At 36.8% G+C, this 18,822-nt stretch carries 13 protein-coding genes; 10 read left to right on the plus strand and 3 right to left on the minus strand.

The genetic code is table 11. The features are described from left to right. Position 1 precedes the first annotated feature (1 nt). The 6 genes from MKY20_RS14665 (at position 2) to MKY20_RS14690 (ending at position 11,451) form a co-directional block, all read left to right on the plus strand. Complete coding sequence (locus MKY20_RS14665) at positions 2-2,704, plus strand: hypothetical protein (protein ID WP_341001686.1); 2,703 nt, start codon at positions 2-4, stop codon at positions 2,702-2,704. Continuing rightward, positions 2,701-2,886: a hypothetical protein gene (locus MKY20_RS14670; protein WP_341001688.1), complete on the plus strand. Its 186-nt coding sequence runs from the start codon at positions 2,701-2,703 to the stop codon at positions 2,884-2,886. Before MKY20_RS14665 ends, MKY20_RS14670 begins: the two co-directional genes overlap by 4 nt. After that, the gene (locus tag MKY20_RS14675) at positions 2,855-4,306 is read left to right on the plus strand and encodes an ATP-dependent helicase (RefSeq protein WP_341001689.1); all 1,452 of its coding nucleotides are present in this window, start codon (positions 2,855-2,857) and stop codon (positions 4,304-4,306) included. Before MKY20_RS14670 ends, MKY20_RS14675 begins: the two co-directional genes overlap by 32 nt. 297 nt (positions 4,307-4,603) lie before the next feature. Further along, positions 4,604-7,114, plus strand: a complete 2,511-nt coding sequence (locus tag MKY20_RS14680; protein ID WP_341001691.1) for a UvrD-helicase domain-containing protein — start codon at positions 4,604-4,606, stop codon at positions 7,112-7,114. Between the two features lie 10 nt (positions 7,115-7,124). After that, entirely contained in the window at positions 7,125-9,779 is a 2,655-nt protein-coding gene (locus tag MKY20_RS14685) for a hypothetical protein (protein ID WP_341001693.1), read from the plus strand. Continuing rightward, entirely contained in the window at positions 9,754-11,451 is a 1,698-nt protein-coding gene (locus MKY20_RS14690) for a UvrD-helicase domain-containing protein (RefSeq protein WP_341001695.1), read from the plus strand. The genes MKY20_RS14685 and MKY20_RS14690 overlap by 26 nt, the downstream gene beginning before the upstream one ends. Positions 11,452-11,647: 196 nt before the next feature. On the opposite strand, the gene MKY20_RS14695 is transcribed toward MKY20_RS14690, so the two are convergent. Further along, entirely contained in the window at positions 11,648-13,120 is a 1,473-nt protein-coding gene (locus MKY20_RS14695) for a MutH/Sau3AI family endonuclease (RefSeq protein ID WP_341001696.1), read from the minus strand. A 513-nt stretch (positions 13,121-13,633) separates the two neighbouring features. On the opposite strand from MKY20_RS14695, the gene dcm reads away from it, so the two are divergent. Beyond that, positions 13,634-14,881: a DNA (cytosine-5-)-methyltransferase gene (gene dcm, locus MKY20_RS14700; RefSeq protein WP_341001698.1), complete on the plus strand. Its 1,248-nt coding sequence runs from the start codon at positions 13,634-13,636 to the stop codon at positions 14,879-14,881. Between the two features lie 121 nt (positions 14,882-15,002). On the opposite strand, the gene MKY20_RS14705 is transcribed toward dcm, so the two are convergent. Next, on the minus strand, positions 15,003-15,440 hold the full coding sequence (locus MKY20_RS14705) for a very short patch repair endonuclease (RefSeq protein ID WP_341001701.1): 438 nt from the start codon (positions 15,438-15,440) through the stop codon (positions 15,003-15,005). A 512-nt stretch (positions 15,441-15,952) separates the two neighbouring features. On the opposite strand from MKY20_RS14705, the gene MKY20_RS14710 reads away from it, so the two are divergent. Continuing rightward, positions 15,953-16,177 (plus strand): hypothetical protein, encoded by a 225-nt coding sequence (locus MKY20_RS14710; RefSeq protein WP_341001703.1) that lies wholly within the window; start codon positions 15,953-15,955, stop codon positions 16,175-16,177. A 298-nt stretch (positions 16,178-16,475) separates the two neighbouring features. On the opposite strand, the gene MKY20_RS14715 is transcribed toward MKY20_RS14710, so the two are convergent. Next, on the minus strand, positions 16,476-17,156 hold the full coding sequence (locus tag MKY20_RS14715) for an EcsC family protein (RefSeq protein ID WP_341001705.1): 681 nt from the start codon (positions 17,154-17,156) through the stop codon (positions 16,476-16,478). A gap of 107 nt (positions 17,157-17,263) precedes the next feature. Here MKY20_RS14715 and MKY20_RS14720 point away from each other — a divergent pair, with 107 nt between their 5' ends. Then, a complete protein-coding gene (locus MKY20_RS14720; protein ID WP_341001707.1) occupies positions 17,264-18,346 on the plus strand; it encodes an endonuclease NucS domain-containing protein in 1,083 nt (360 codons plus the stop codon). Positions 18,347-18,371: 25 nt separating this feature from the next. Then, positions 18,372-18,629 (plus strand): hypothetical protein, encoded by a 258-nt coding sequence (locus tag MKY20_RS14725; protein WP_341001709.1) that lies wholly within the window; start codon positions 18,372-18,374, stop codon positions 18,627-18,629. Positions 18,630-18,822: the final 193 nt, after the last annotated feature.

Consider the following 18,822-nt stretch of genomic DNA (forward strand, 5'->3'; position numbering starts at 1 on the left):
TATGAATTGTAAAGTGATTACCTACACCAATCCTAAAACCCTTGACCAATTAGAGGGGTTTAAATCCTATAAAGATGTCCTTCATGTTTGTGCGACGAAAAATATGAGGGATGGGGTCTATGAACGTTATCAAAAAAAAGAGATGTTTATTACGGCTCCTATTGTCAGTTCTGTCAATTTATTGGAGAGTTTACTTGGGGATTGGTATAGCGCGGAAACCAAGCTTATGCAATATCTTCATCTGTCCGAGATCATTCAAGATGATATTCCAATGAGGCAGAATCTTTTATCATCCTTTCGCCGTAACCAAATAGAGGTCCTTGAGACAATTCGGATGCTTGAGGTATCAGGAGTGACATCCGAAAGTTTAGATGATGAGGAACTAGAGCTATCAGAAAAGGAAAACACCTTTCTAAAAATATGGAAAAAGTTCGAGGAAAATCAGACGGTAAGAAGATTCAGAAATTTACTATCAAGTGGTTTTCAGAACAGGTTAACAGCGAATTGGAGCGGAAGGGTTCAAAAGTTGATTAAGGATGCTTACAACAAGGACGATGAAGTATTACGGAAACTAGACCACCAAGTTGGCTGGGAAACGGTTGTTCTTCATGGCTTCTACTTTATGACGCCTGAACAGCAACAAATTTTCCAGTTGATAAAAAATGCTGGTGTAAACATTATCTTTTTAAATCTTTATGATGCCCGGTTCACCGAGACGTTTAACTTTATCGAGAAGTTTATAAATGAGCGACATGGCTGGGTCGATAAGAAAGATTGGAAAATGGAAAAGTGGGTTAATAAGCGTTTAACGTTAGCAGACAAGTTTCTAGCGGACTTTGAAGGAGAGCAAGTTGAGGAGTACCAATTCCCAAATCATTTAAAGGTTAAGGACTTTAAAGATTTCTATGATTTCCTTCAGGACTATGAAAACAACCTAGATATAGATCCGGCGGAAAAGACAAAATACAAAACGTATCTGGCTCCGAATGCAGCGACTTTGAATGACCGCTTGCAGGAATATTACCCAGAGCTATTCAAAGCCAAACGTCATTTTCTCGGATATCCAATCGGACAGTACCTCTTCCAACTGCATCAAATGTGGAGTGAGGAAGAGGATAGCTTAATTTTGTCAGAGAATGTGCTGTTTGAATGCTTTGCTTCTGGTTGGCTGTATGACGAAATAACGGGGAAGAATGCAAGAGAATATACGAAAGCATTACAAGAAGTCCTACCGTTTTTTCAAGGTTGCGTTACTCAAGAATCTTGGTCTAGAAGGGCTGCTACATTGCTTACAATTCATGAACATATCTTACCACCTTTCAAGGAAGAGGACGATGATCGCTTTGAACAAATGATGTCTAGTCCATTTAGCCGGTTTTCTCAATTTGCAGTTTCGATAGATGAGGTTACACAGATTGTTGCTTTTATGGGAATGATTTTCAGGACTTCTTCGGATTTATTCGGTGACGGAAAGAAACGAATATTACTTGCTGACCACTTTTCCAAGCTCAGGAAACTAATAGAGGCATCCAATCCGTTTTTACAGCATGAAATGGTGAAGGAAGAAAAAGTTATCATTCATCAATTAAAGCAGAAGTTGCAGACAACTCCTGATATCGGAGCCGTCCGAGTACATGATATAAGTACAGCAATCAGTCTATACTTAGCGGGTCACTTAAAGAAGGATCATTCGGAAGAAGACGAATTAATCCGTCCATTTATTGAGATTGATGGCGAAGCTTTTAAGCAGAACGGGATTACGCATGTGACTGGACTGGATGAAAACAGTCTCCCATACTCTGAGTTTAAGCTGCCATGGCCGTTGACGGAGAGCGTATTCCATGATCTTGCTAAAAGAAATGTACCTCTGTCTTTTCAAGTTTTACGAAACGAACATGTCAAAGAAATAACAAGATACTTGGTTTACAATTTGCTTCAATTCTCTGAAAGGCTTGAATTATCGTGGATGGTTCATTATGAGGCTGAAAAGAACCTCGATAAAGCCGTCTATTTAAGCCAACTGAATCTCAAACCAAATGAAGAGAGCAGGCAAAATCATAAAGAATGGAAAGATGTAAAATTAGACAGAGAAGTTACGAAGCAGGAACTGGATTTATTTTTAGCTTTTCCGATTGACGCATTAGCTGAATTCAAGTTCTGCCCACGTAGATTTTATTATAGCTATCTAGCAGGTAGGCCGGAGACCTTTCAAAGTGAATTTGTGCAGGAGTTTCTATTTGGCAATCTTCTTAAATCGTTCGGTGCCTTATTACCGAATCTTAGTGATGAGAAAATAAAGGAAGAAGTTTACAAGCTTTTTCCTTATTGGGATGAGTTCAAGTTAAACATGATTGGAGAAGAAAATATAGGTTATCGAAATTGGGCCAAAAAGAATTATGGTGAACACACACCATACGGAGAAGGGAAATTCAGCGATTTGCGTAAGCTATTCCTTTTCCCGGTTCTTCAAAATAAAAAAGCGGATAATGATAGCAAAACAGTTGCTTCAGCCATTGAACAGCTATATTCAAGTCCGGGGGAGTTTCTTCCAGCGTTGAGGGAGGAATTTGAACGTCAGCTTCAAGAATTTCCGATTCAAATGGAGGCGACACCAAGTGGGAAATGTCGTTATTGCCCACATTATCAATTTTGCACGGATGCTTTCCATTCTGTAGATGACGTGGAAAGGAAGCTGGCGAAATGACAATTTGGGAGAAGCTGGCGAAAGAATGGCGCATCCAAATTCCAAAATTCAATAAAGACAAGCTAGAAGAGGACATCGGTGGCAATTTAAATATAGTGAAAAAAACGATAGAGAAAAGCAAAACAGTTCCGTCTGCAATGGATGAAATCTTTGCAGACGACGATAATGATGACGACTGGTGAAATTGGGGGAGAGGTAATGAGTTTAGCAGCCATTGAGCATCGATTGACGGATAAACAGGAGGAAATCGTCAATTATGATGGTGATGAATTATTAGTAAAAGGGATTGCCGGCAGCGGCAAGACAACAGTTTTATTAAAAAAAGCACGGAAGGTAATTGAAAAGAATCCATCGATTCGGATTGGTCTATTCACCTATAATAAAACGCTAAGCCAGTATTCAAAAAAAATTGCTGAACAGATTGGTCCAGACAATCTTTTTGTTTACACATTTCATAGCTGGGCTTATGGTGCCTTAAGGGATGTGACAAGAACTAGATTGAATGTGACAACTACAAGAGATCAAAAGGACTGTTTAAAAAGGGCAGTTGAGATTATTCGGAAGGATTCGAAACATCGCTTTGTCACGGAGGAAAAATTCAGGGAGTTTCTAAGTGATGAAATTTCTTGGATCAAAGGAAAAGGAATTAAAAATCTCTTGGAATATCAGAATGTATCACGAATTGGGAGAGGGAGCTCCGTTCGAGTAACAAAGCCGGATCGAAAAATTATTTTTCGTATTTTTGAAGAATATGAGCGGGCCAAGAAGAACATTCGAAAAATCGATTATGATGACTTCGCTGTTATGCTTTTGGAAAATAAGACAAAGATTAAGGATTCATTTAAGTTTGACCAAGTTATGATTGATGAAGGTCAAGACCTGCAGCAAATCCAACTGAGGCTTTTAAGATATATCGCAAAAGAGAAGTTTATAGTTGCAGCGGATAAAGGGCAGAAAATCTATAAGACTTCTTTTTCATGGAAAGATATTGGTATTAACATCCTTGGGGGAAGAACAAAAATATTACAAAACTCATTCCGCTCAACAAAGCAGATTATTCAGATGGCTCATAGCTTACAGATGAACGATTCAATCATTAAAGATGAAGAATATGTGGCACCCGTTCTCCCAGAATACACTGGTCCAGTACCAGATGTTTTTGAATGCGATTCAAAGGAAAAACAGGATGCAGCCATAATCAGTACAATTAAGCAGCTCTTGGAGGAAAACCCCGATAAAACAATCGGAATCCTTTCAAGGGAATGGAGAAGTATTAATCGCTTGTATTACTCGTTTCAGGCCGAATCAATTCCTTATGAGTTCATAAAAAAAGACCAGGGAGATGCCCATACTCCTGGAGTTAAGCTTACAACTTTCCACTCTGCAAAAGGGTTGGAATTTGATTATGTTATTATCCTAGATTTAGTTGATGAGAGTATTGACGAAGAGCTTCAGGATGAGGAGTATTTGGAAGTTGAACGCCGATTGCTTTATGTATCAATTACACGGGCGAAGACGTACTTACAGCTGTATTATTATGATCAGCCATCTTCTTTATTGAAGGAAATCGATTCGAAGTATTATAAGAAACATAAGATTTAACGGATTCCGGCCTTATAAGAAACAATGATTAATGACTGTCTATAGGGGGGCAAATCGTTAAACGTATTCGTCCCCTATTTAAATGAGGAAATCATAAAAATGAAGTTTGTAAAACACCGTCTAAACTGGAATTCATTAAAAAAATCTCCTCCAAACAAGAAATTCTCCTAGTAAAAAACGCGTAAATTCCTACTTTTAACCGAAAAATCCTTCTGAGAATTCTAGGATATGGAAAAAAGTATACTATAATAGTAAATAAGTGTTATTTCGACAGTGTTTTCATCAGAAGGGGGACTCATGATGGATCAGCAGATTGTATACTCGTATGTCCTATTTAGTGATTGGAAAAAGATTGAAAAACAATCGGATTTTCTCTACGAAATACTAAACCAAGGGGTTAAACTCCTTTTATTTACTAATAAGGTAGTTGAATTGAATATACCAGAACATAAGATATCGGCTTTTAAAAAGGCCAATTTACTTCACTTGATTGTGAACGAAGAAGCCAATATAGACGAAATCATTTCCATTATAGATGGCCAGTCTCAAGATAGGATGGAAACCATTGTAAGCGCTTTTCCGACATTTAATATTGAACAATATAAAATTGAGCACGCACCGTTCCAGGAAAACATTATGGTCAAGGCGGGAGCGGGTACTGGTAAGACGACAGTGATGGTGGACCGTGTTCTCTATCTATTATTGAAAAAAAAGGTAAAGCCAGCGGAAATTGTGATGATTACGTTTACAAAGGACGCAGCACAAAACATGTATAAGAAGCTCCGAGAACAGCTTTTTCTCCGTTCCAAGGCGACTGGTACGACAAAGTTTCTTTCCCTGCTTGAGCAATTAAACGAAATGAATATACAGACAATCCACTCCTTTTCAAAAGCGTTGCTAAAGGAGCTTGGTTCTTTAAGAGGATTCGGCTTGAACCTTCAGTTGCGCAGCTTTAAAACGGAAAAGAAGAGGTGGATTGAGGATGAGTTAAATCAATATTTTGAGAAAGAGCTTGGCGAAAAAAATGGAAATATCGAGGCCCTCATTAGCCCATTAAAATTTTATGAACTCCTTGATACCATTTACGATTTCTGGGAAAAGTTTGAGCAAAAAGGCTTTTCTTCCGAAGAAATTATTAAAAAGGTGGATTATGGAACTGCCTCACCTGGAAATGAACGCTTGAACGATTTAATTCAAACCGTGATTCGGAAGGTGGAGGAGCAGTTTGGTCAGGAAAAAGAGATTTTGAATGCGGTGATGATGAACGACCTGACAAGACAGATTGATTTGATTCGGAAAAACCATGGTGCAGAAGCTTTTAAGACGCTCTCAAAGAAGATTTCGTATTTGTTTGTGGATGAGTTTCAGGATAGTGACGATGTCCAAATCCGATTAATTACCACAATTCAAGAGGCGTTTGAATCGAAGCTTTTGGTGGTTGGAGATACGAAGCAGTCCATATACCGGTTTAGAGGAGCGAATCATACAGCGTTCGATATTTTGAAAAAAGCGTTAAACGAGCGCGAGATTTCCATCAATGATGAAGATTATTACTTGAATAAGAACTACCGGACGACAAAGGAACTATTAGATGAAATGGACCAGTTCTTTACTTGGTGGGGAGAAAGGAAGTATCTTCAATACGATGGGGATAAGGATCGTCTCCAAGGGATGAAACATGGGCAAGAGGAAAAACCACTTGTGACTTTGAACAAGCGGGAGGACACAAAGGACAATATGCAGGTGAACATTATGCCATTCATTAGGGAGCGTTTTAAGAACGTCCAAGCAATGAATGCTTCATTGAAAGAAGGGGAAGAACCAGAAAAGTTAGCGGTCCTTACAAGGACGATTGAAGAAGCGAGAATGATCAACCGCTGGTGCAGTGAAGGAGATATGCCAACGAAGTTAAAAGTGGGTGGGGGCTTCTTTTTATCGGAAGCTGTTCGAAACTTTCATTCACTTGTATTGGCGTTGCTTTTCCCAGAGAACGGGAAATACATTGCGAATCTATTAGTCGGACCATTTGGTCAGGCGCATGCTTATTTACTTCCTGAATTACTATTAGATGGGAGATATTCCCCGAATACAATCGATAGGCTTAAAAAGGCAACAACCTTCTCGTTTAATAAGTATCAAAAGTTGCTCTCTTATCAACCTGTTTTGGCTGTCTTACGTACTATCATAAAAGACCGTAAACCATACAATTGGATTTTTTCGAGAAAGCTTGATGAACTTCGCTACACTTATGAAGGTGAATATACCGAAGAGCAACTTATCAATGAGGCGAAGGATGAAACACGCAAGTATGAGCTGAGTATCGGGAAATTATTTGAGATGCTTCACCAACGATTTTCAGAGGAATTTGTTTCTCTGAATCAAATTGCTGACTGGCTGCAAATCCAGATTGCGACAAACAGAGATGAAGAGGAAGTTTCTTATGAACCATCGAGTGGCGGCTTGGATTATGTTCATATCCTAACCGCGCATCGCGCCAAAGGGATGGAGTATCACACAGTCATCATACCATTTACCGAACGTCCATTTACTTCTTCCTTTAGTAAAATCATTTTTGATGAACAAAAAGAGAAAGCTGGGTGGGCGATTCACAAGCCAGGCTATGAAATGCGCCATAATGACTATTTTATTGACCTTACTTCTCATGATGAAACGGAATCGATTCGGGAAGAGACAAGGCTTCTTTATGTGGCCATGACTCGTGCAAAGAATGAACTAGTCTTGATTCGCAATATGAAAAACGATGCGTTTCAGTGGACTTGGTCAAAATTATTATCTCAATATAGATAGGATGATTAATATGAGTGGGAATGTCAGTGTTTTGACCTATGAAAATCCATATACCTTCCATCTAAAGCCTGAGTTTCAGCCATATGCTAACAGCCCACAGATTTGTGCGACAAAATCATTGGAAATCGGGGTAAGACAACGTCATCGGCTGTCACACGTCCAATCAGCTGGAGCAATTATTGACTTATTTTATCCTGGCTGGAACCTCCCGGAGAACCGATTTATCCAGTACGCTCAACTTTCGGATATATTAAGAAATTGGGACGACACTAGTGAACCAAAGGTCATTCGTTCTTTTAAACGGAATAAACTAAATTTATTGATCACGATGAGGAACTTTATACAAATTGGTTTATGCCCAAGTGACTTGCGTCCAAACGTGACGAAGGTGGAGGAAGAATTATTTTGTGATATTTGGGAAGAGATGTTACCCCATTTTAAAAATTATATGGATGAAGCCGCAGAAACGGTTCAAGATTTAGAAACCGTTCAAGAAGTTTTCAATAAAGCTGAGATTCCGTTGAAAAACAATACAGTGTTATTGCATGGGTTTTACTATATTTCACCTGTACAGCATTATTTGTTCACCAAGTGGAAGGAACTTGGAATCAATATCGTTTTTCTCAATCTTTATTATAGTGATTACCCATCTGTGTTTTCGTTTTTAAATGAAAACTTTTCTGAAAAATACGGGTGGGCAAAAGAGAAAGATTGGCAGATTACTAGCGATGAAACAACGTTGAATGGAGTTATGTTTACGTCCCGGATTGAAGGTATAAACCCTTCATTAGAATACTCTGCTGCTATCTCGGAACAGCCGTACGAGTACATGGTGGAATTTGTGGAGGATTTAAAAGAGGACGTCCGTTATGTATCACCAAACAGCGAGGAGTTAAAAGAAAGAATTCGTGAGTTTAGCCCTGATTTATTTATAGAAGAACGTCATTTTCTTGCGTATCCAATCGGGCAATATCTTTTTCATTTGCATTCGGTTTGGGACGAGGAGAAACAGGATTACTTTTTAACTGAAAAAATCTTAATGGAGTCTTTTGCTTCTGGCTGGTTAGAGGCGGAAGGGGAAAATGCCCGTGATTATACCGCTTATCTTAAAGCGGTATTGCCGTACTTCACAAACTGCCATACCGCTAAGGAATGGGTGTCACAATTCCAAACGCTCATGGATGCAAAACGTTCATCAATTCAAGCCTTTAAAAAGTACAACTTAAAGAAAAATGATTTTCTTGAAGCAGTCAGAGTCAGTCCTTTACTAAGATTTTCGTACTTTTCTGTTCCGGTCCGAGTCTTGAAGAAGTTGCAGGGGTTCATTGAAAAATTAGTAGGAGATGCGACAGGGCTTCTTAACATTAAAGAAGAACGGATTAGCATTAAAAATCATTTTCAGCGTATTCAACAGTTACTTGAGGATTCGAACCTAAAAAGCTCGCTTGCGAATGATTTGGAGAAAAAACTGGTGGACCAGCTAGAGGATATGCTGACAAGTCCATTTGAAGATGAGCAGGAGTATCATATTGGCGACCTTTCGGATGCAATCATCGTGTTTTTAAAAAATGGTTTGGAAGACCCCGACCAGAATTTGATTGGTTCCCTTGATAGAACATCTGATCAAACTAGTAGTGAGAACAAGCCTAACAAGTTTCACCTTTATAAGATGGCTGATTTAGATGGGGTGATTTTAAGAGATGATGTTGATGAATTGCATGTTTGCGGGATGGATGAACAGCATTTTCCAGAAACGTCATCTCCAATGCCGTGGCCGTTATCACTGGAACTTATCACCAAGCTAGATAATCGTTCTGCTGATATGTATCTTTTCCGGAAAAATCATTCTCTAGCATTTTCAAGATATTTGTTTTTTGTTGCTTTGTGCTTTGAAAAAAAGATTTCGTTATCATGGGTTAAAAACTGGAATGAATATCAAAACTTAGATAAATCAATTTATATGGAAATCCTTAATCTTAATTCGGATGAAGAAGAAAATGTGGGAAGTTATGAATATGTAGAATCCCCATCTGTTCCAGAGGCATTTGATTTTGCTTCGATACAGGAGAGATTAGCTCAACTTCCACAAGAAGAGTTTGCTGAAATGAGCTTATGTAAAAGGCGCTTCGTATACAGCTCCATTGTCGGTGGCTTTGCCAACTACCGTTCTTCTTTCCATCAAGGGTTCTTAATTGGAAATCTGGTGAAGATTTACGCTTCAATCGGGAAAATGAAAAGTGAAATCCTCGATATGCTTAGTGATATGTTCCCGTTTTTAACGGAAATCTTATTACGTACGATTGTGGATCAAAACATGAATGATGATTATGTTGCAGGAATGCGGAAGTATGGCTTGGGGAAAAGACGCAAGTTCAATGAAATCGTATATCCGGAAAGTATGCTTTATTTTCAGTTTTTAACCCATCGGGGAGCTTTTCAGAATGAACTTTGGCAGTCTGCTTTTATGCCACCGTCTGGAATAAGAAGACAGAAGGCAGAACTGATTCAACAAATGGTCACTCAATCAGGTGTATTGGGGGAAGCGAATCCCTCTGTTTTTTGTAAACTTTGTCCGCATACTGAATATTGTGAAGACGCCAACTATGCCGTTGATATTTCAAAAAAGGGATTTGATGATAATGACATTGAAGCAGCCGGAATTTGATTCAAAGAAGAATAAGTTTGATTATGCTTTTTCCGTTCTTTCTGATGCTCTTTCCCATGTTCCTAGCGTTGAAGACGATATTTCCGGTCAGACTTCTCAGTTCCTTCGGAATATTGAATTGAGCGATGAGCAGCAAAAGGTAGCCAAGATGAATTCGACTCATTTGCTTATTAAAGGGACCGCCGGTAGTGGGAAGAGCATCACCCTTTTAACCAGAATGATTCAAAAAATGTCAGAGGATTTTGGAAAGCGTTTTTTATTCGTCTCTTTTAATCAGGAGCTGGTAAAGGATGCTGAGAATCGTTTTAAGCAGTCGGAGTATTTTGAGCAGCTTAACAAACAGAATCATAGCGTGCATTTCTATACATTCCATGAGCTTGCCTCTAATCTCTTAAAATCGGTCGGAAAAAAGGTGAAGTTTTTTCAAACGAGTCACTATAACCTGAACCGAAACGAAGATAATGTGAAGGGAACAATGCTACGTTTAATGGATCTTCTCGAAACAGAGGAATTTAAGAACCTACCATCCATTCATACTATAAAAAAGACAAAAAACACCTCCTTTCTGTTTGATGAATTTTCCTGGATGAAAGGTAACGGTTTTATTACGCTAGAAGACTATTTGAACTGTGAACGTGTTGGTCGCGGGAAGCTTCCGAATGTTTCAGTTAAGCAGCGAAGAACGATTTTTCGATTGTTTGAATATTACCAGCAGGATCAATGGAAGGACTTTTATAACCGTATTGACCGTGAAGATTATGCCTTGCTGGTAATAGAGAATCTTCACCGGCTGTTAAAGAAAGAAATGTATGATCATATATTTATTGATGAGGTCCAGGATTTGCAGCCGATGCAATTGCGGGTACTCGTCAATATTAATAAAGGGACGCTTACGCTGAGTGGAGATGAGCGACAGCGAATCTATAAAAGTAGCCCATTTTCCTACAAAGCACTTGGGATTAATGTTCAAAGCGGACATAACGTCGTGCTGAAGCGAAACTGGAGATCGACTTATCAAATTATGAAGCTAGCAAATTCCTTGCAGTTTTCAAGGTCACATGAGGATTCAAAGTATGATGACGAGAAATATTTCCCTCGACAAGGGGATAAGCCCATCATCCAAGCGTTTCCTGGCCACCAAAGGATGCTGACGGCTATTGGGAATAAAATTGCTGAACTACATTCCGAGAATCCAAAAGCGACCTTTGCCATCATTCATCGGCAACATGATGTCAAAAAAGAAAAAGAAATGATAAACTTCCTAGGGCAATTTTTTACTTTTGATACGTATATAAAACGGACCAATGGAATTCAAGAGGATTCAGGTAAGAGAAAACCAGAAATCTATTTTCTTGAAGCCAAAACAACAAAAGGACTGGAGTTTGACTATGTATTCATCATCGACTTTAGCATATTTTATTATCCACATAAAAGTGAGATAGATAGCTTGAAAAAGAAAAAAACCGCTACTTCTAAAGACTTTGATGACGATAAAAAAGAAATCGAGGAAAAAGAAAAACGGATTCTTTACGTATCCTTAACTAGAACCAAGCAAGCCGTGTTTCTATACTTCGCCGCGTCAGAAAGAGCGGAGGAAATTATTTCTCCATTTGTGAAGGATTTTAATTCGAGGGATTATGAAGCAAAGGGGTTTAGGAAGACTATGATATAATGGAAAAGGGAACTAACGGTTGTTAGTTCCCTTTAAATTAAGTAAATTTAATATTATTCTTGAGGTATCAGAACGATAACGGTGGGGTAGGAAAGACACCGAACATTCCTACTTCTCTACACAAATGAGATAACTAACTTTCTTTATGGTGATTTATGGAATAATTTTGAATTAATTAAAGCACCTTTAAGATGATTTAGATGAAGTCGATGTCCTTCAACATAGATACAGCAACGTCGCCTTTCATCCATAGGTATTGCGAGTACATATGTATTCCATTGAGTAATAATGGTTTTTTTGATGCATCTGTACCAGATCCACGTACAAAAAAGTTCCACTCTTTTGCTTTTGGAAAGTTAGGTGCTGTCATAGGTATTTTTGTTTTTGGAGTTATTCGTTGATGATTATTTTTATCTAGAACAGGCTCTTCTTTAAGTTTATTATTATTTACTAAATCTCTTATTTCTTGCCATACATTCTTAATATCATTTTCTAAAACATTTTCATCTATTACCATGCGCTTAAAGCCGATGAACTTATTGTCTAATAATTTCGAACCTGTAGTAGGTTCCTCGAAAATAATGCAAAGAAATTGTTGGCCATTAAAATAGCTATATACAAATGATTCCTCAAAAATTGTCCTTGGATTTGTCCATTCTTCAAAGTCAATCTGAAACAATTTCATATCTTCAGTACGTGATCCTTTCGATGTTTGAACGATTGTTTTAGGGATAATGCCAATTTTGCTAAATAACTCGATTTTACTTAGTTTTTTTGCTTCCCCACCAAACATTTTAACGATAATTTGCTCAGTTACACTTTTATAAACATCACATTTAGCATTAAGTTTAATAGGAATACCTAATATATTCATTAATTCTCGGACAGTTTTATTTTTATATTGTTTTGTAAGCTGATGTAATTCATCATCGAGTTCTCTAAATGTTGAATATGTTTCATCCAGCTTTTCAAATTTAGCGCCAAAGTGTTTTTGTACAATTGTTGAAACAGTTGTTCGCTTTAATCTGAACCGTGGGCGATTCGGCCATTTAGGAGCTGTGTCGATAAGCATCAACTTTTTCTTAAGATCTGAAGAAATACGTGAATACTCATCTTGTGGGTTTTCATATCCATCTTTCAAAGATTGAATAAAATCTCGTACGATGAGCCAGTCATTCATTAGAATTTCTTTATCTTCATTAGAAAATTCATGAAAGTGATAACCTTTGATTAGAAAGTTTGCATACTCAGCAGCCGGCACAGTTTCTGGGGAATCATAGTGGTAATAAACCAACAACATATGCTCTAATTTATGCCAGAAGCTAGATGTTTCAAACTCTTCTTCAGTAATAGAGTGGGGGGAAACAGCTGTTATGGTCATAGGTTCTTTTGCTTCAAAAATCAAGTCTCCTTTCTGCTTGGGTTTTCTGATTCCTGTTGTTTTTAACTCTATCTCAATTCCATCTACAATTAGATCTGGATACTTATCTTGATCCGGTGGATAACCTAAAATCGAGCGCTCTACAACGTCGCCAGCGATTCCGGTAATTTTAGGATGGGTTATTGTGCGGGCAAAAACATTATTTACATCAGCTTCACCAAGCGTTTTACCAACAACATTGCTTAAAATTGTATCTAATTCTTTTCGAGTGAATTTATGCAAGGCCATGATTGAAGAGCTCCTTTTTCGTGTGCTGTTATAACTATAAAATATATGTTTGATTATTTTAACATATTTAACATATTTTGATTTGTTGTTTTTTCTTTACACTTTATTAAAGATGTTTAAAGGTATATTTTCTCTAGGATTACCTATAATGAGTCTGGTATTAGTTGTTGAAAAACTAGTTGTCCTTGATGATGCAACTTCAGGGGTTATACCATTAAACAAAGGTTATCTAGATTAGATTTGGTGAAAAGTATAGAACGAATGTTCTTGAGGGGTTATAATATTATTAGGAAATTAGATATTAGGTTTTAATATAATATAAGTTTCATTTTAAATATTCCAATCTTTTCAGGAGAACTGAAATTTTTTCGTGGTTATGATAAAATAATTTAATCTATTTCTTATTGGTATGGAAAAATACGTAGATAATTATTAGTATTTTGGATCACAACTAGTAAGGTTTAAAAAAAATTAATGAATATTTCTTGGACCATACCGAAAGGATGTACAGTTATGTTGAAAGTAATTGAATTATTCGCTGGTGTCGGTGGTTTTAGACTAGGATTAGAAGCGACAAAAGGGTTCGAGGTCGTTTGGGGGAATCAGTGGGAGCCTTCCAAAAAAGCCCAGGATGCCTTTGATTGTTATGCTAGAAACTTTGAGGGAAATGGAATTCACTCGAATGAAGATATAGCTGCAGTTAAAGTAACGGATTTAATGGATTTATACCCGGAAATCATCGTTGGCGGATTCCCATGTCAGGATTATTCTGTAGCCAGAAGCCTTCATGGAGAAAAAGGTATTCAAGGGAAAAAGGGTGTACTATTTTGGGAGATTATGAGATTGGCAAGGGAGCTTCGTCCGAAGTACCTGTTGCTTGAAAATGTCGATCGCCTGTTAAAATCTCCTTCGAAGCAAAGAGGAAGAGATTTTTCTGTGATGCTAGCAAGTTTCAATGAAGCTGGATATTCAGTAGAGTGGCGTGTTGTCAATGCAGCAGAGTATGGCTTTGCCCAAAGACGCCGTCGAGTGTTTATTTTTGCGATTCGAAATGACACCCCGTATGTTCATTCTAAAAAAATGATTAATCATCCAAAGATGTTGCGGCAAGATGGCTTTTTTGCCAAAGCGTTTCCCGTGACAGATGCGATATCGAAGCATAATCCAAGTGAATTTGAATTATCTAATGATCTTGTCTTTGTATCTGATCATTTCTCAGCAAAATACCTGAATGCTGGAATCATGCGAGATGGGATTGTTTATACCGAGGAACTCCTTCCAAAAACAGAGAAGCCAACAACATTGGGGGAAATCATAGAATCCAATGTGGATCCAAAATATTATCTTTCCCAAGATGCGATAGAGAAATTTAGATATCTAAAAGGGCCTAAAAAGATTGAGCGAACCTCTGCAAGTGGACATAAATACACATTCTCTGAAGGGGGCATGTCATTTCCAGAGCCATTGGACATGCCTGGTCGGACAATGCTTACAAGTGAGGGAACCACGAACCGTAGCAGTCATGTCATAGAGGATCCGGAAACCAAACAAATTCGTATTCTAACTCCAGTTGAATGTGAACGACTCAATGGTTTCCCTGATAATTGGACAGAGGGAATGTCCGAGCGTATGAGGTATTTCTGTATGGGGAATGCACTGGTGGTTGGGCTAATTCAACGGATGGGTGAAAGAATCCTTGAAATTGAAGAGGAGGATCGTGTGGCTCTAAGGAAAGATCCACAACAGCTTACTCTGTTTTAATCTTTTGGGAGAAGTTTGGGCGAACGACTCTAGAAATTAAAAAAAGAAGCAAAAATTATTAGGAATTATCCTCGGCAATTAAGTCAATTTTGAATGATCAATAGAATGGCCATGACTTGAGTCATGGCCTTTTTGAATTATATGATGCTTCAACCATTTTTGCGTCCTCTATGAAAATGATTATTTTTTCAAGTGTATTATCGAAATCCTTCCTAATTTCATGTTCCCAAATCCTCAAAATATGCCACCCTTTCTGCATGTAATACTGGGTGTGTTCCTTATCCCGTTCCTGGTTACGTTCAAGCTTCTTCTTCCAAAAGTCTATATTGCTTTTAGGCATTCTGCCATGGATAGGGCAAAAATGCCAGAAACATGAATCTATGAAGATAACGATTTTATATTTCTTTATAGCAATGTCAGGGGTACCGACCAATCCTTTGACATTCCGTCTGAATCTGTAGCCCCTTTTCCAGAGTTCATGTGTGACTATCGACTCCAATTTGGATACTGCTTTTATAGATGACATTATCTTGCTTCTGGTAGTAGATTCAATAGACATGACCGTACTCCTTTTTAGAGATATGTTATTAAATTCTACCTAATTTAGTGGGATTTAAACATTTATCACTTACTTTTTACAAAACATGAGGTTTAATGAAAAAGGGATTAGTTTTATTAACGTTTGATCTTTCTAATTATTAATAAATGATTAATTCAGTTGCAATTGAATTAAATGTTAGGGGGAAGCCTTAGTGGGGATCTGGATGTTTTGAAGGAATCCGAACACAGAAATGAAATTGTTGATTGTAATAAGGTGCCTGGAAACCAGATGCTGAAGGAGAAAAACTTCAGATAGATACTTCTCTTGTAACAAAGACCTGAAACATTAATTGATACGATTTAAGAAACTGATAAATTTGACTGTATCAAACTATTAGTTATTTGAGTTGATAAGTAGGATGACCCAGGGATGGTAAATGTAGTTTATGACTTACTTTACCCTAAAGTTTTTAAGGAGTTGATGTTAAGTTAGTTGTATCATTAAAACTATCCCTATGAGGAGTGTTAAAAATGGTAAATGTAAAGTCCGCTCAATTAATTAGTAATTATATTAAGGACCACAAAAGTTATTATATTGAAATTTTTTATGTTGACAATGGTATACAAGCGTTTGCTTCATTCCAAGAAAACATTGCAAAAAATGGAGATTGCTTAGTTGGTTCGGGGAATCATGCAGATAATAAAGAATTAGCTATTGAAACTGCAATTGCTGATTTAATGTATCAATTGAATTAAAAAGTTTCACTAGGCGATACAAGGTGGAGCTGTAATAGAGGCTTATAAGAAAACAAATATGATAAACCCTTTGCTAGTTTTAGCAAAGGGTTTATGTATGTACTTAAAAATGGAGAAGCATAATCTCTAAAGAACATTAACGGTCTTTTCATAAAATAGGATTATAAAAAATACTTTTTCCTGGAAAATTTTTAAAGAAATGTTTTCCTTATATACATCTGCAACCTTTTCATTACTTCTTAAATGTCCTCACCTAAATTTCTATAGTATTTTGTATGAAGATTTACTGCTTTTAAATCTATAACATATCAATAATTTCGGGTTCATCATTCCTAATGGAGTTTTGTTCTTGAATAAACAGCTTGTAAGCAACATTCCCTATAGTATTTGTAGCAACTGCATCTACGGTACCGCCAATAATTCCTCCTGCTAAAGGCACCATCTTACCTAAATTTATGACTCCTTTTTCTCCAAACTTTGTTAGTAAACGAAAGCCTACAGCTTGGTTGATTTTTTTAATTACTTCGAAAGGAATTTTTTTAATACCGGCTGCTGCAAGTTTTTTTCCTAGCTGAACGCCGGCACTTTTTAGAATATCTTTTGCTCCATTTCCAGCTAAACAGGCATAAACAAAAGATTTAACCTGGTCATCTTTTATATCATAACCACCCATATGTGCAATAGCTGCAATCATTCTCATTTGAACTAAAATAACGCTTGTTATATTGGCGGGTACAGCAACAGGTAATGTAATAAGTCCACCCAAACCTGTTAAAAATCCACTAGTAGCACTTTTGGTGTTTTGCCATAGTATTAAACTTTTAACTTTTTCATCTAAGGTCCCACTCTTTTGTAAGTAACTATCAGCTAATTCTATGGCAGTGTCCATTCCAGGTACACCACCATTAATTGCTTTATCATAAGACCAATCTAATGCCTTCATTATTGCGTCGTGTGTTAATGATTTTGTGTTTGACAATTTTACTCACCTTTCTCCTAGGGAATTATGGTAATATTATACTATAAAACTAAGTGTGGAAATTACTGTTTTTTCTCTTAAATATTATTAAATAGAGGTGTGAGTATATGCCTATAGAAGTTGGGATATGGAAAGTAAATGGCGGTCTAAAAAAGGTGGATTTTTCTGTAATTGAATCAGAAAAAAAGTTAGAAGATATATTGTCGAAAGATTTGTCTATTATATCTGATAATCTTTTATTGATTGGTAGACAAGTTCAAACAGAGTATGGGAAATACTTAGATATGCTCGCAATAGATAGAGAGGGAAACCTTCATATTATTGAATTAAAAAAGAATAGAGCACCTAGAGAAGTAGTAGCTCAAGCAATAGACTATGCTTCCTGGGTACAGAATCTTACATATGATCAAGTATTGAGAATATACGTAGATAAAAATAACAGTCCCTTAGAAGAGGCATTTGCCGAAAAATTTGATGACAGTTTACCAGATAAGTTAAATGGCACACATCAAATAACGATTGTTTCGTCACAACTTGATAGTGAGACAGAGAGAATAATTAATTATTTAACAAATAATTATGATGTTCCAATTAATGCTGTTTTCTTCCGGTATTTCGAAGAGGGGGAACAACATTTCTTAACTAGAAGTTGGCTTTTAGATCCTAATGTAATAGATGAGAAATCTAGTAATACAAAAGTAGAGAATAAAAAGGAAAAATGGAATAAACAAGACTTTGTAGTTAATTTTGAAGATAAGGCATCAAGAAAATGGGAAGATGCAGTAAAATATGGATTTATTTCAGCAGGTGGAGGACGCTGGTATAGTAGGACATTAAATCAATTATTTGTTGGTGCTAGAATATTCTGTATGATACCTAAAAGTGGATATGTCGGTATTGGTACAGTAATAGATACTGTTAAACCTATAAAAGATGTTACATTTAAGGTTAATCAAACAGAGGTGAAAATGTCAGATCTAAACCTCAAAGCAACTAATATGTTTCACGATGTAGAAAATCTTGAGAAGTGTGAGTATGTAGTTAAAGTAAAATGGTTAGCCAATGTATCTAATGAGGAAGCCTTTTGGGTGAAGGGCTTAAAAGCTAATCAGAACAGTGCCTATCAATTGAGAAGTCAATATACTATTGATAAAGTTTTGGAGTTTTTTAAACTTAATACTGATGAATAAAGATAATAAATAGACAGGTGTTAATATGGAGAGAAAAAGACCTATAATACAAAACAATCTAGAAATCCCAGTAAATATTTTCAAAGGAGAAGAATTAATCGCTGAATGTCCTAGTATTCAAAAGGCGGCAATATTTTTCAAAAAAGAAACAAATTCTAAACGTTTCAATTGGTCTGCCATTAATAAGGGGATTTGGTACGGTGAATCGTATTCTAAAGATGGTACTACTTATTTTTTTACAACCGATAAAGAAGCGGTTAAGAGAAAACTGGATACGATGTAGTCTAAAACTAGCTAAGATTATGATACCAATTACAGAAAGAGGTATTTCCTTTAATACTAGTGAGGTATGTTAAGAAATACTATAGGTACGAAACAGCAGGGAATTAGAGAGGTGGATCAACCTGACAACATATATATTCTTAGAGAAAGAGCCAAAATGAATGTCAATTTTCTAAGAATATTAGGCTGGCTAA

It is taken from the genome of Cytobacillus sp. FSL W8-0315 (assembly GCF_038002905.1).
GTDB lineage: Bacteria > Bacillota > Bacilli > Bacillales > Cytobacillaceae > Cytobacillus > Cytobacillus pseudoceanisediminis.